The organism is Actinomadura gamaensis (genome assembly GCF_042652125.1).
Classification (GTDB): Bacteria; Actinomycetota; Actinomycetes; order Streptosporangiales; family Streptosporangiaceae; genus Spirillospora; species Spirillospora gamaensis.
The window spans coordinates 241,875-254,416 of the sequence record NZ_JBHSIT010000005.1 but is presented as its reverse complement, the minus strand read 5'-3'; the positions used below and the strand labels follow the sequence as shown (position 1 = coordinate 254,416).

11 protein-coding genes are annotated in these 12,542 nt (G+C 73.8%); 5 read left to right on the top strand and 6 right to left on the bottom strand.

Going from position 1 to position 12,542, the window contains the following annotated elements:
* Positions 1-6 precede the first annotated feature (6 nt).
* A complete protein-coding gene (gene icmF, locus ACFPCY_RS18900) occupies positions 7-3,219 on the bottom strand; it encodes a fused isobutyryl-CoA mutase/GTPase IcmF (protein WP_378256880.1) in 3,213 nt (1,070 codons plus the stop codon).
* Positions 3,220-3,264: 45 nt separating this feature from the next.
* Between icmF and ACFPCY_RS18895 the strand changes: the two genes are divergently transcribed.
* Positions 3,265-3,873 (top strand): MarR family transcriptional regulator, encoded by a 609-nt coding sequence (locus ACFPCY_RS18895; protein WP_378256878.1) that lies wholly within the window; start codon positions 3,265-3,267, stop codon positions 3,871-3,873.
* A 19-nt stretch (positions 3,874-3,892) separates the two neighbouring features.
* A complete protein-coding gene (locus ACFPCY_RS18890) occupies positions 3,893-4,669 on the top strand; it encodes a methylenetetrahydrofolate reductase (protein WP_378256876.1) in 777 nt (258 codons plus the stop codon).
* Here the strand turns inward: ACFPCY_RS18890 and ACFPCY_RS18885 are convergent.
* The 4 genes from ACFPCY_RS18885 to ACFPCY_RS18870 form a co-directional block, all read right to left on the bottom strand.
* Positions 4,644-5,477, bottom strand: a complete 834-nt coding sequence (locus tag ACFPCY_RS18885) for a phosphoribosylaminoimidazolesuccinocarboxamide synthase (RefSeq protein ID WP_378256874.1) — start codon at positions 5,475-5,477, stop codon at positions 4,644-4,646. The genes ACFPCY_RS18890 and ACFPCY_RS18885 overlap by 26 nt on opposite strands.
* Before the next feature lie 158 nt (positions 5,478-5,635).
* Complete coding sequence (locus ACFPCY_RS18880; RefSeq protein WP_378256872.1) at positions 5,636-6,127, bottom strand: hypothetical protein; 492 nt, start codon at positions 6,125-6,127, stop codon at positions 5,636-5,638.
* A gap of 141 nt (positions 6,128-6,268) precedes the next feature.
* Positions 6,269-7,237, bottom strand: coding sequence for a CU044_5270 family protein (locus ACFPCY_RS18875; RefSeq protein ID WP_378256870.1), 969 nt, complete (start codon positions 7,235-7,237; stop codon positions 6,269-6,271).
* The gene (locus ACFPCY_RS18870) at positions 7,230-7,838 is read right to left on the bottom strand and encodes an RNA polymerase sigma factor (protein ID WP_378256868.1); all 609 of its coding nucleotides are present in this window, start codon (positions 7,836-7,838) and stop codon (positions 7,230-7,232) included. The genes ACFPCY_RS18875 and ACFPCY_RS18870 overlap by 8 nt, the downstream gene beginning before the upstream one ends.
* Positions 7,839-8,158: 320 nt before the next feature.
* Here ACFPCY_RS18870 and ACFPCY_RS18865 point away from each other — a divergent pair, with 320 nt between their 5' ends.
* Positions 8,159-8,965, top strand: a complete 807-nt coding sequence (locus ACFPCY_RS18865) for a tryptophan 2,3-dioxygenase (protein WP_378256867.1) — start codon at positions 8,159-8,161, stop codon at positions 8,963-8,965.
* A complete protein-coding gene (locus ACFPCY_RS18860) occupies positions 8,955-10,379 on the top strand; it encodes an FAD-dependent oxidoreductase (protein WP_378256865.1) in 1,425 nt (474 codons plus the stop codon). The genes ACFPCY_RS18865 and ACFPCY_RS18860 overlap by 11 nt, the downstream gene beginning before the upstream one ends.
* Positions 10,380-10,481: 102 nt before the next feature.
* On the opposite strand, the gene ACFPCY_RS18855 is transcribed toward ACFPCY_RS18860, so the two are convergent.
* On the bottom strand, positions 10,482-11,927 hold the full coding sequence (locus ACFPCY_RS18855; protein WP_378256864.1) for an MFS transporter: 1,446 nt from the start codon (positions 11,925-11,927) through the stop codon (positions 10,482-10,484).
* Between the two features lie 130 nt (positions 11,928-12,057).
* On the opposite strand from ACFPCY_RS18855, the gene ACFPCY_RS18850 reads away from it, so the two are divergent.
* The gene (locus ACFPCY_RS18850; protein WP_378256863.1) at positions 12,058-12,297 is read left to right on the top strand and encodes a hypothetical protein; all 240 of its coding nucleotides are present in this window, start codon (positions 12,058-12,060) and stop codon (positions 12,295-12,297) included.
* Positions 12,298-12,542 lie beyond the last annotated feature (245 nt).

Here is a 12,542-nt window from a genome sequence, read left to right as displayed (position 1 = left end):
CCGGCCTCAGACGTTACGCCGGTACTGGCCGCCGACCTCGAAGAACGCGTCGGTGATCTGCTGGAGGCTGCACACCCGGGCCGCGTCCATCAGCACCGCGAACACGTTCTCGCCGGAGCGGGCGGCCTCCTTCAGCGCGGCCAGCGCCGCGTCGGACTCGCCGCGGTGCGCGTCCTGGAAGGCGCGGACGCGCTCCAGCTGCGACCGCTTCTCGTCCTCGGTCGCGCGGGCCAGCTCCAGCGACGCGCCCGCCTCGTGGTCGCCGCCGGGGTTGCGGAAGGTGTTGACGCCGACGATCGGCAGCGACCCGTCGTGCTTGCGCTGCTCGTACAGCATCGACTCGTCCTGGATGCGGCCGCGCTGGTAGCCGGTCTCCATCGCGCCGAGCACGCCGCCGCGCTCGCTGATCCGGTCGAACTCGGCGAGGACGGCCTCCTCCACGAGGTCGGTCAGCTCGTCGATGACGAACGACCCCTGGAGCGGGTTCTCGTTCATCGCGAGGCCCCACTCCTTGTTGATGATGAGCTGGATCGCCAGGGCCCGCCGGACGGAGTCCGCGGTCGGGGTCGTGACGGCCTCGTCGTAGGCGTTGGTGTGCAGGCTGTTGCAGTTGTCGTAGATGGCGATGAGCGCCTGGAGCGTCGTCCGGATGTCGTTGAAGTTCATCTCCTGCGCGTGCAGGGACCGTCCGGACGTCTGGACGTGGTACTTCAGCTTCTGGCTGCGCTCGTTGGCGCCGTAGCGCTCGCGCATCGCCACGGCCCAGATGCGGCGGGCGACGCGTCCGATGACGCTGTACTCCGGGTCCATGCCGTTGGAGAAGAAGAACGACAGGTTCGGCGCGAAGTCGTCGATGTCCATCCCGCGCGCGAGGTAGGACTCCACGTAGGTGAAGCCGTTGGCGAGCGTGAAGGCGAGCTGGCTGATGGGGTTCGCGCCGGCCTCGGCGATGTGGTAGCCGGAGATCGACACCGAGTAGAAGTTGCGGACGCCGTGGGCGATGAACCACTCCTGGATGTCGCCCATCATCCGCAGGCTGAACTCGGTGGAGAAGATGCAGGTGTTCTGGCCCTGGTCCTCCTTGAGGATGTCGGCCTGGACGGTCCCGCGGACGGTCGCGAGCACCCGCGCGCGGATCTCGGCGGCCTCGTCCTGCGACGGCTCGCGGCCGTGCTCGGCGCGGAACGCGTCCATGCCCTGGTCGATCGCGGTGTTCAGGAAGAACGCCAGGATCGTCGGGGCCGGGCCGTTGATCGTCATCGACACCGAGGTGGTCGGCGACGACAGGTCGAACCCGTCGTAGAGCGCCTTCATGTCGTCCAGCGTCGCGATCGACACGCCGGACGTGCCGACCTTGCCGTACACGTCGGGACGCTCGTCCGGGTCGCGCCCGTACAGCGTCACCGAGTCGAACGCGGTGGACAGCCGCGTCGCCGGCTGGCCCTCGCTGAGCAGCTTGAAGCGGCGGTTCGTGCGGAACGGGTCGCCCTCGCCCGCGAACATGCGCGCCGGGTCCTCGTTGTCGCGCTTGAACGGGAACACCCCGGCGGTGAACGGGAACCGGCCGGGCAGGTTCTCGCGGCGCAGGAAGCGCAGCAGCTCGCCGTGGTCCTCGTAGCGGGGCAGCGCGACGCGCGGGATGCGGCTGCCCGACAGCGACTCGCGGGTCAGCCTCGTCCGGATCTCCCTGTCCCGGACGCGGACGACCTGCTCGTCCCCGGAGTACGCCTCGACGGTCGCGGGCCACTGCGCGACGAGCCCGGCCGCCTCGGGCGCGACGGCGCGGCGCGCCTCGTCCAGCCGGGCGTCGATCTCGGCGGTGTCGGTCAGCTCGTCCCGGACGAGCTCCAGCCGCTGCGCGCGCCGGACGGCCGCGACCTGCTCCTCGGTCTCGGCGTGGTAGCCCCGGACGGTCTCGGCGATGTCCGACAGGTACCGGACGCGGTTCGGCGGGATGATCTGGGCCGCGCCGGTCGAGACCTTCGTGTCCGCCTTCGGCAGCGTGCCCTCCTCCAGCCGCAGGCCGTGCTCGGCGAGCGAGGCGGCGAGGTGCTGGTAGAGGGCGGTGACGCCGTCGTCGTTGAACGTCGCGGCGCTGGTGCCGAAGACGGGCATGTCCTCGGGCCGCGCGCCGAACGCCTCGCGGTTGCGGACGAGCTGCCGGGACACGTCGCGCAGCGCGTCGGCCGCGCCGCGCCGCTCGAACTTGTTGATCGCCACGACGTCCGCGAAGTCCAGCATGTCGATCTTCTCGAGCTGGGACGCGGCGCCGAACTCGGGCGTCATCACGTACAGCGACACGTCCACCAGCGGGACGACCGCGGCGTCGCCCTGCCCGATCCCCGGCGTCTCCAGGACGACCAGGTCGTACCCGGCGGCCTTCACCGCGGTGATCATGTCCTCGGCGTGCTCGGGCAGCTCGCGCGCGCCGCGGGTGGCCAGGGACCGGAAGAACACGCGGTCGCCGTCCAGGGAGTTCATCCGGATCCGGTCGCCGAGCAGCGCGCCGCCGCCGCGCCGCCGGGTCGGGTCGACCGCGATCACCGCGACGCGCAGCTTGTCCTGCTGGTCGGCGCGCAGCCGCCGGACGAGCTCGTCGGTGAGCGACGACTTGCCGGAGCCGCCGGTGCCGGTGATGCCGAGCACCGGGACGCGCCGGGAGGCCGCCGCCTCGCGCAGCGCGCCGAGGCCCGGGTAGCGGCCGGCCTGGAGGCAGGTGATCGCGCGGGCGAGGGCGCGGCGGTCGCCGGACAGCACCTCGTCCACGCCGGACGGCTCGGCGGCCAGGTCCACGTCGGCGTCCCGGACCAGCTCGTTGATCATGCCGGGCAGGCCGAGGCGCTGGCCGTCCTCGGGCGAGAAGATCCGCACCCCGGCGTCCGCGAGCCGCGCGATCTCCTCGGGGACGATCACTCCGCCGCCGCCGCCGAACACCCGCACGTGCTCGGCCCCGGCCTCCTTCAGGCTCCGCGCGAGGTACTCGAAGTACTCCACGTGGCCGCCCTGGTAGGAGCTGATCGCCACGCCCTGGGCGTCCTCCTCCAGCACCGCGTCCACGACCTCGCGGACCGACCGGTCGTGCCCGAGGTGGACGACCTCGGCCCCCTGCGACTGGAGGATGCGCCGCATGATGTTGATCGCCGCGTCGTGCCCGTCGAACAGGGCGGCCGCCGTCACGAACCGCACCGGGTGCACCGGCACGTGCAGCTCTCCCGACATCACAACTCCTTGGACATCCAATATTTGGGAGTTAAAATAATAACCGTGAGCGAATCGGTCAAGGGCGGCGGGGTGCCGTACGGTAGCCCCGTGACCGGCCAGAAACCCCTCGACCCCATCGCCGAGGCGCACCGCCAGTGGAGCGCCCGGTGGCCCGGGCACGCCGACCAGATGGCCGCCGTGACCTCGGTGATGCGCGCCCAGCAGCTGCTGCTCAGCCGGGTCGAGGCGGTGCTGAAGCCGTTCGGGCTGACCTTCGCCGCCTACGAGGCGCTGCGGCTGCTCGCCTTCACCCGCACCGGCACGCTCCCCATGGGCAAGATGGGCGAGCGGCTCATGGTGCACGCCGCCTCGGTCACCAACGTCATCGGACGGCTGGAGGCGCGCGGGCTGGTCGGCCGCCGCCCCTCCACCGGGGACCGGCGGGTCGTCCTCGCGACGATCACCGACGCCGGACGCGAGCTGGCCGAGGCCGCCACCGCCGCCCTGCACGACGCCGACTTCGGCCTGCCCGGCCTCTCCCCCGCCCGGGCCGCCGCGATCACCGCGGCCCTGCGCGCCGTCCGCGCCTCGGCCGGCGACCTCCCCCCGGACGGCGCGGAGGCGACCGGTGCCCACGTGAGTGGCGTCCGGGCCGCAGACGACGGCGGGTGACCCGGCCTACCGTCGGGGCATGGCCTTCGAGCTGCTCTGCGAGATCGAGCCCCCGACCCGTCCCGACCTCACCCGCGTGCGGCACCAGATCGAGCTCCTCGCCCCGGTCGCGGACGCGTTCCTCGTCCCCGACACCCGCGTCGGCCGGCCCACCGTCTCCAGCCTGACCGTCGCGCACGAGATCGCCGCGCTCGGCGCGGACCCCGTCGCCTGCCTCAACTCCCGCGACCGCAACCTGCTCGGGCTGCGCCGCGACCTGCTGACCGCCGCGACCTACGGCGTCCGGCGGCTGCTGTTCGTGTACGGGGACCGGCCGAGCGCGGGCGGCCGCGCCGGGGACCTGACCGTCCGCACGATGATCGAGGAGGCGCGCGCGTTCGAGGACGCGCCGCCCTTCGAGGTCGGCGTCGCCACCGGCCTGCGCCCGGTGCCGGACTGGAAGCGCGCCGCCGACTTCGTCCTGACGCAGGTCACCTTCGCGCTGGACGACCTGCTGCGCTGGCGGGACGCCACCGACCTCGCCGGGCCGGTCTACGCGGGCGTGCTGGTGCTGGCCAGCGGCCGGATGGCCCGCCGCGTCGCCGCCGCCATGCCCGACATCGCCGTCCCGGACGCGCTCGCGGACGCCGTGGACCGCGACCCCGACGCCGGGGTGGACGCCGCCTGCGCGCAGATCGAGGCCGTCCGGGCGTCGGGCGCGTTCGACGGCGTCCACCTGGTGCCGGTGTCGCGGTACCCCGACGTCGCGGCGCGGCTCGGCGCGCGGGGGTTCAGCCGGTCCAGCGGTCGCCGGTGAGGCGCTCGTAGACGTCGACGTAGCGGGCGCGCGTGGCCTCGACGATCTCGGCGGGGATCTCGGGGCCGGGCGGCGTGCGGTCCCAGTCGAGCGTCGCCGACCAGTCGCGGACGAACTGCTTGTCCAGCGAGTTCTGCGGACGGCCCGGCGCGTACTCGTCGGCGGGCCAGAAGCGGGACGAGTCGGGCGTCAGGACCTCGTCGCCGAGGACGAGCGTCCCGTCGGCGGCGCGGCCGAACTCCAGCTTGGTGTCGGCGATGATGATCCCGCGGTCGAGCGCGAGGGCCGCGCCGCGCCGGTACACCTCCAGGGTGGTCTCGCGGAGCCGCGCGGCGGTGTCCGCGCCGATCTCCTCGGCCATCTCCTCGTAGGTGATGAACTCGTCGTGGCCCTCGGTGGCCTTGGTGGTCGGCGTGAAGATCGGCTCGGGCAGCCGGTCGCACTCGACGAGGCCCGGCGGGAGCTCGACGCCGGAGACCGCGCCGTCCTTCTGGTACTGCTTCAGGCCGAGGCCGGTGAGGTAGCCGCGCGCGATCCACTCGACGGGCAGCATCGTCAGGCGCTGCACGCGGAGCGCGCGCCCGGCGAACTCGGCGGGCACGTCGGTCGCGGAGATCACATGGTTGGGCACGACGTCCGCGAGCTGCTCGAACCACCACAGCGACAGCCGCGTGAGGATCTTCCCCTTGTCCGGAACCTCGGTCGGCAGCACCACGTCGTACACGCTCACCCGGTCGGTGGCGACCAGGACCAGGTCGTCCCCGTCCGCGTAGACGTCGCGGACCTTGCCCGAGTGGATCAGTTCCATGCGGATCGTTGCCTCAGCTCTCGTTTCCCCGGGTCGCCGGCGGCGGGCGACGCCGCCGGCGTCCGGCGGCGGTGGCACCGCCCGCGACCAGGAGTGTACTGGGACGCCCCGGCCGGGAACGGCCGGGGCGTCCCGGTCACGGCCCCGGCCGGCGGCGGTCACCGGTGGCCGGCCCGCTCGCGTTCGGGCCACGCGCCGTCGTAGACGTTCACGCCGCGCGCCCGCCCGGCGCGCGTCCGTCCGGCCGGTGTCCGCGCCGCGGGCCCGATCGGGCCTCCGGTCGGGCGACCGAGCACGTGCCGCAGGGTCGCGGCCGCCCACAGCGCCGTCACCGCGGCGAACATCATCGCCAGCAGCGCCTCGTCGCCGGTGACGAGCGCGATCAGCCCCGCGCCGAAGGCGACGAACCCGAGCACGGTCGTGACCGCCAGGTAGGCGCGGCCCGCCCGGCCCGGCCGTCCCTCGTTCAGGTCCTGCGCCCGGCCGAGGGCGCAGCCGCCCACGACGCCGAGGACCAGCACGAAGGCGGTGGTCCAGCGCACGCCGGCCAGCAGCGGCAGGCCCGCCCCTCCGTTCAGGAACGCCACGTAGACACCGGCGTTGACGGCCATCACCAGGGTGGCCACACCGTCTCTCCAGGTCGGTCTCATGGCCCGCACCTCCCCGGTGCGCCCCCGCCCAGAAGGAGGGCGGGCGGGGGCCGCACCTTCAGGATGCCCGCGGGAGGGCCGCCGCGCAGGTGCCGAACGTCCCGCCGGCGGCGGCATCGGTCACGTCCGCGGCGGCAGCGGTCACTTCCTCGGGCCGGTGATCTTGGGCAGGGTGTCGGTCCACTCGGCCGTGATGCTGACCGTCCTCCCGTCGCCCATGGTGATCAGGCCGCCCTGCCAGTCGACGTAGCTGCGGGAGTCGCGCAGCCTGCCGGTGGTGGGATCGAGCGTCACGTCCAGCCCCTGCGGGTCGTTCCACACCGGGATGTTCAGCCGCACCCCGCCCCCGGACCGGCCGAGGCTCTTGACCTCCGGCGCCGCCGCGAGGGCCCGGAACGCCGCCGCCCGGACCCGCTCGGTGACCGGGGACTGCGTCGCCAGCACGAACAGGTCGTTCAGCACCTCGACGCGCCGCCCGGCGGCGTCCAGCTCGCCCGCGCTGGTGCGGATGTGCGCGGCCTGGACCAGCTCGGTCAGCCGCGCGACCAGGGCGGACGGTTCGGACGGCAGCGAGCGGAGCGCGGCGAAGCCGAGCACCGGCCCGCCGATGCGGAACCCGGGCTCCTGCTTCGGGTCGAACCACGGCTTCCAGTCGCTCTTCAGGCCGCTGCTGTAGTGCCGCCCGTCGTGCCGGAACCACTGCTCGAACCCGTCGTCCGGCACCGGCCTGCCCTGCGCGTCCTTCGTGATCATGGTGAGGTGCCAGTAGGTCCCGACGCGCTCGGGCTCGCGCGCGGCGGTCTCGGCGGCGGTGAGGAAGACCTGGCGGGCGCTCGCCGGCGCGGCGGCCGTGGCGGTGGGCGGGTCGCGGTGGGTGGACGTGCCCGGCGTCCCCGACGTCCCGGCCACCAGCGCGACGGCCACTCCGGCGGCGGCGACCCCGGTCAGGCCCGCGCTGCCGAGCATCCAGCCGACGCGGCGGTGCCTCGGCCGCACGGCCGCGCCGCCGCGCATGGCGTTCTGCAGCTGGTGGCGGCGGCGGTCCACGACGTCCTGCGCCGGGTCGGGCTTGGTGAGCGCGTCGGCGACGAGCCGCAGGTCGTCATCCATGGAACTTCTCCTTGTCGATGGCCTTGTCGAGCTTGCGGCGGGCGCGGCTGAGGCGGGAGCCGACGGTGCCGTAGGAGATGCCGAGCGCCTCGGCGATCTCCTCGTGGGTGAGCTGCGCCAGCGCCACCAGCAGCAGGACGTCGCGTTCACCCTGGTTGAGGGAGGCGAGGCCGCGCGCCAGCTCCGGCCGCATCCGGCGGGCGGCGACGGCCGTCACCACGCCGCTCTCGTGGCTGCCCTCGGCGGGGTCCGCCGCGCTGCGGGCCAGCGCCTTGTAGTGCCGCGCCTCGCGGCGGCGATGCCGGGCGATGAGGTTGGTGGCGATGCCGTACAGCCAGGGGCGCAGGCCGCCGCGCTCGGGGTCGAAGCGGTCCCGCGAGGCGAACGCCGTGCAGAACGTCTCGGCGGCGATGTCCTCGCCGGCCTGGGTGTCCAGGCGTCCGGCCGCGTACAGGTAGATGTCGCGGAAGTACCGGTCGTAGACGGCGGTGAACAGCTCCGGGTCGCGCCGGAAGTCCGCCGCCAGCCGCCGGTCGTCCGGCGCGCCGCGGCCGGACGGCGCGGGTTCCGCCTCGGCGGGCGGTGCCAGGTCGGCGGTCACGCGATCAGATCCATCATGGGCGTCTCCGCGAAGGGGGTCGGTGATCGGTCACCCATGCTTCACCGATCGCGCGGATCGCTTTCCCGCGCCCCGCTGCGCGGTCCGGCGATCCGGACGCGCGGTCCGGAGACGGCTCTGGGGCCCTGTCATAACGGGATGGATATAGCTGGAGGAGAAAAGGGTTGAGCTCCTCCCCTGACATGGCATCCGTCCGCCTTCATAGAGTCTGCGGTATATCCACCCGTTTGGTGCCGTTCTGCGGCATCTTCGCCCGGCACACCGGCGTACCGGCGCGGGACGGGGACGAAGGAGGACAGGCGATGGGCGAACCGGCTCCACAAGCCCTCACCTACGGCGGCTACCTGCGGCTGGACCGGCTGCTGGACTGCCAGGAGCCGCGCACCGGCGCGCACGACGAGCTGCTGTTCGTGATCATCCACCAGGTGTACGAGCTGTGGTTCAAGCAGATCCTGCACGAGGCGGACCTGCTGCAGCGGCGGCTGGAGGACGGCGACAGCGCCGGCGCGCTCAGCACCGGACGCCGGATCACCAAGATCCTCAAGACCGTGGTGGGCCAGCTGGACGTGCTGGAGACCATGACCCCGCGCCAGTTCGCCTCCTTCCGGGACGCCCTCGGCACGTCCAGCGGGTTCCAGTCGGCGCAGTTCCGGCAGATCGAGGCGAGGCTCGGCCGCCGCACGTTCCCGGCGTCCGACCTGCGCGACGACGAGGGACTGAAGGCCGCCGTCGCGCGCCGCTCGCTCATGGACTCGCTGCTGCGGTACCTGGCGGCGCACGGCTACCCGGTCCCGGCGGCGGCGCTGGAGCGCGACCCGTCCGCGCCGTGGCGGGCCGACGCGGGCGTCCAGGAGGCGCTGCTGAAGGTCTACGCCGACGAGAGCGCGCCCGCCGTCGAGGTGTGCGAGATGCTCGTGGACCTCGACGAGGGCGTCCAGGAGTGGCGGTACCGGCACGTCAAGATGGTCGAGCGGACCATCGGGGCCAAGCTCGGCACCGGCGGCTCGGCCGGGGCCGACTACCTGCGCTCGACCCTGTTCGTCCCGGCCTTCCCGGACCTGTGGGAGGTCCGGTCGCAGATCGAGGAGACCGTCACCCATGGCAGCTGAACCGTCCGGCGCGTCCCGGCGGGACGAGGCACCGCGAGGCGACGCGCGGCGAGGGGATGCGGGACGAGGCGAGGCGCCGCGAGGCGAGGCGCGGCGCGTCGCCGTCGTGGGCGCGGGCCTCGCCGGGGCGCTGCTCGCCACCCTGCTCGCCCGGCGCGGCGTCGCGGTGACGGTGTACGAGCGGCGTCCGGACCCGCGGGTCGCGGGCGCCGAGCGCGGCCGGTCGATCAACCTGGCGATCTCCGCGCGCGGCCTCGCCGCGCTGGAGCAGGTCGGCCTGCGCGAGCTCGCGCTGTCGCGGGCGCTGCCGATGCACGGCCGCATGGTCCACCCGAGCGGCGCGGCGACCAACTTCCAGTCCTACAGCGCGGACGGCACGCGCGCGATCAACTCGATCAGCCGCGCCGAGCTGAACGCCGCGCTGCTCGACACCGCCGAGGCCACGCCCGGCGTGACGCTGCGGTTCGAGCACCGCGTGACCGCCGTGGACACCGCGTCCGGCAAGCTCACCCTGGACGGCCCGGACGGCACCGTCACCGAGCCCGCCGACGTCGTCCTCGCCGGGGACGGCGCGTACAGCGCGGTCCGGCGCGGGACCGGCCCGGGCGGCGCGTTCGACGCCGACACCGACTTCCTGGAGCACGGCTACAAGGAGCTGACGATCCCGCCGCGCGGCGGCGACTTCGCGCTCGACCCGGACGCGCTGCACATCTGGCCGCGCGGCACGTCCATGATGATCGCGCTGCCGAACCTGGACCGCTCGTTCACCTGCACGCTGTTCTGGCCCAAGGACGACTTCGCCGCGCTGGACACGCCCGAGGCCGTCACGGCGCACTTCCGGCGGCACTATCCCGACGCCGCCGAGCTGATGCCCGACCTCGCCGACGACTTCGCGCAGAACCCCGTCGGGTCGCTGGTGACCGTCCGGGCGTGGCCGTGGGTGCGGATCGGCGAGGGCGCCTCGGTCGCGCTGCTCGGCGACGCCGCGCACGCGATCGTGCCGTTCTTCGGGCAGGGCGCGAACTGCGCGTTCGAGGACTGCCTGGAGATCGACCGCTGCCTGGACGAGACCGGCGGCGACTGGACCGCCGCGCTGCCCCTCTACCAGGAGCGCCGCAAGGCCAACACCGACGCGATCGCCGAGATGGCGCTGGACAACTTCGTGGAGATGCGCGACCGGGTCGCCTCCCCGGTGTTCCGCGCGAAGCAGGCGGCCGTGCACGCGCTGGAGCGGCGGCTCGCCGGTCGCTACGTCTCGCGGTACGAGCTGGTGTCGTTCTCGACCCTGCCGTACGCCGAGATCCCCGCCCGGATCAGGAAGCAGAACCTCGCCGTCGCGGGCGTGGCCGCCGCCGGGACGCTGCTCGCCGCCGGCGCCGTCCGGGTGCTGCGCGGCCGGTCACGGCCCAGCTGAGGTCTCACTGACGAAACGGCTCGGCGATCCGGCCGCCGTTCGTCCCGCCGCCGCTCGTCCCGCCGCCGCTCGTCCCGCCGCCGTTCGTCCCGCCGCCGCTGCTCAGGCCATGCGGCGGCGGATCGGCTTCAGGCCGCCGCCGAACAGGTCGAACAGGCTGAGCACCAGGGCGGCCAGGACGAACGCGAACACCACGAGCAGGCCGTGCCGGAACGCCACCGCCCAGTCGCCATGGCTGTTCGCGACGGTCGCGAAGAACACCGCGCCGACGCACGCGATGCCGACCGCCGTCCCGACGCGCTGCCCGGTCTGGAGCACGCCCGCCGCGCTGCCGCCCTCCTGGAACGGCACCTCCGACAGGGTGATGGTCTGGTTCGGCGAGATCACCAGGCCGCTGCCGACGCCCGCGACCAGCAGCGGCAGCGCCGTCCACCAGGCCACGCCGTTGTCCGGGTGCAGTTCCACCGCCAGCCAGGTCAGCAGCAGCCCGACCACGACCAGCCCGAGGCCGGCGCAGACCAGCGGACGGCCGAGCCGTCCGACCAGGCGTCCGCCGACCGCCGAAGCGATGCCGGAGCCGAGCGCGAACGGCGTGATCGCGACGCCCGCCGACAGCGCGCTGTAGCCGAGGCCGTTCTGCAGGTACAGCGTGAAGATGAAGAAGATCGAGGTGAACCCGGCGAAGTACAGCAGCGCGATCCCCGAGCCCAGCGAGTACGAGCGCAGCCGGAACAGCCCGAGGTTCACCATCGGCGCGCCGGTGCGCCGCTCCCAGGCGACGAACGCGCCGAGCAGGACGACCCCGGCCACGACCAGCAGCCACTTGGCGCCGCCGTGCCACGTCCGCTCCTGGAGGAACGGCAGCATGATCGCGATGACGGCCGCGCCGAGCAGCACCACGCCGACCGGGTCCAGGCCCTGGCTCCGGCCGTACACCGGGTCGGGCAGCAGCCGCCGCGCGAGCACCAGCGCGACCAGCCCGATCGGGATGTTGATCAGGAAGATCCAGCGCCAGCCCGCCTCGTTCCCCGCGATCTGGATGAGGATGCCGCCGAGCACCGGCCCGACCGCCGTCGCGATCCCGATCACCGCGCCGAGCGCGCCGAAGGCCCGGCCCCGCTCCGCGCCCTGGAACAGCTGCTGGATCAGCCCCGCCACCTGCGGGTTCAGCACGCCGCCCGCGACGCCCTGGACGAGCCGGGCGATCACCAGCCAGAGCAGTGTCGGCGCGAGCCCGCACGCCGCGCTCGCCAGCGTGAACAGCGCCAGCCCGAACATGAACGTCGCCCGGCGGCTGCGCGCGTCCCCGATCCGGCCGGACGCGACCAGCACCAGCCCGAACGTCAGCGCGTAGCCGGACAGGATCCACTGCAGGCCGCTCTCGGACGCGTGCAGCCCGCTGCGGATCGAGGGCAGCGCCACGTTCACGATGCTGACGTCCAGCAGCGTCATGAACGCCGCGACGAGGCACACCGACAGGGCCCGCCACGGGTGGACGCATGACGTGGACGTCGCCGGCCCCGCCGACGTCTCCGGTTCGGAGCTCACGCGACGATCTTCACCGGCCAGGAAGCGGGCAAACACGACACGCGCGTCGCGCGACCAATCCCGGTCCCGTCCTTGGCCCCCGCTTTAGTCCGCCGACCGGCGCGCCGGCCCGGTTGACTACCCTGGCAACGTGACCGAATCCCACCCCGACGGCACGCCGGACGGCGAGCTCATCTGCTCGTCGAAGGGCTGCCGGGCCACCGCCGCCTGGGCGCTGCGCTGGAACAACCCCAAGATCCACACGCCGGAGCGGCGCAAGGTGTGGCTCGCCTGCGACGACCACCGCGACCAGCTCTCGCGGTTCCTCGACCGCCGCGACTTCCTGCGCGACGTGATCCCCGTGGGCGACCTGTCACCGTCCGACGGCTAGAACGCCCGACCGCTGAAGCCGCCGCCGACGCTCAGCCCCCGGACGCCGGTGCTCAACCTCAGACGCGGGCGCCCAGGCGCGGGCGCGGACGCTCAAGCGCGGGCGCGGACGCTCAAGCGCGGGCGCGGGCGCTCAGGCGCGGGCGCGGACGCTCAAGCGCGGGCGCGGGCGCTCAGGCGCGGGCGCGGACGCTCAGGCGCGGGCGCGGGCGCGGACGCTCAGGCGCGGGCGCTCGGGCGCGGGCG

Excerpts from the sequence above, each read along its gene's own strand:
- ACFPCY_RS18865 (WP_378256867.1), top strand. The coding sequence starts at position 8,159 with ATGGGCGAACCGGCTCCACAAGCCCTCACCTACGGCGGCTACCTGCGG.
- ACFPCY_RS18880 (WP_378256872.1), bottom strand. The coding sequence starts at position 6,127 with ATGAGACCGACCTGGAGAGACGGTGTGGCCACCCTGGTGATGGCCGTC.
- ACFPCY_RS18890 (WP_378256876.1), top strand. The coding sequence starts at position 3,893 with ATGGCCTTCGAGCTGCTCTGCGAGATCGAGCCCCCGACCCGTCCCGAC.
- ACFPCY_RS18875 (WP_378256870.1), bottom strand. The coding sequence starts at position 7,237 with ATGGATGACGACCTGCGGCTCGTCGCCGACGCGCTCACCAAGCCCGAC.
- icmF (WP_378256880.1), bottom strand. The coding sequence starts at position 3,219 with ATGTCGGGAGAGCTGCACGTGCCGGTGCACCCGGTGCGGTTCGTGACG.
- ACFPCY_RS18885 (WP_378256874.1), bottom strand. The coding sequence starts at position 5,477 with ATGGAACTGATCCACTCGGGCAAGGTCCGCGACGTCTACGCGGACGGG.
- ACFPCY_RS18860 (WP_378256865.1), top strand. The coding sequence starts at position 8,955 with ATGGCAGCTGAACCGTCCGGCGCGTCCCGGCGGGACGAGGCACCGCGA.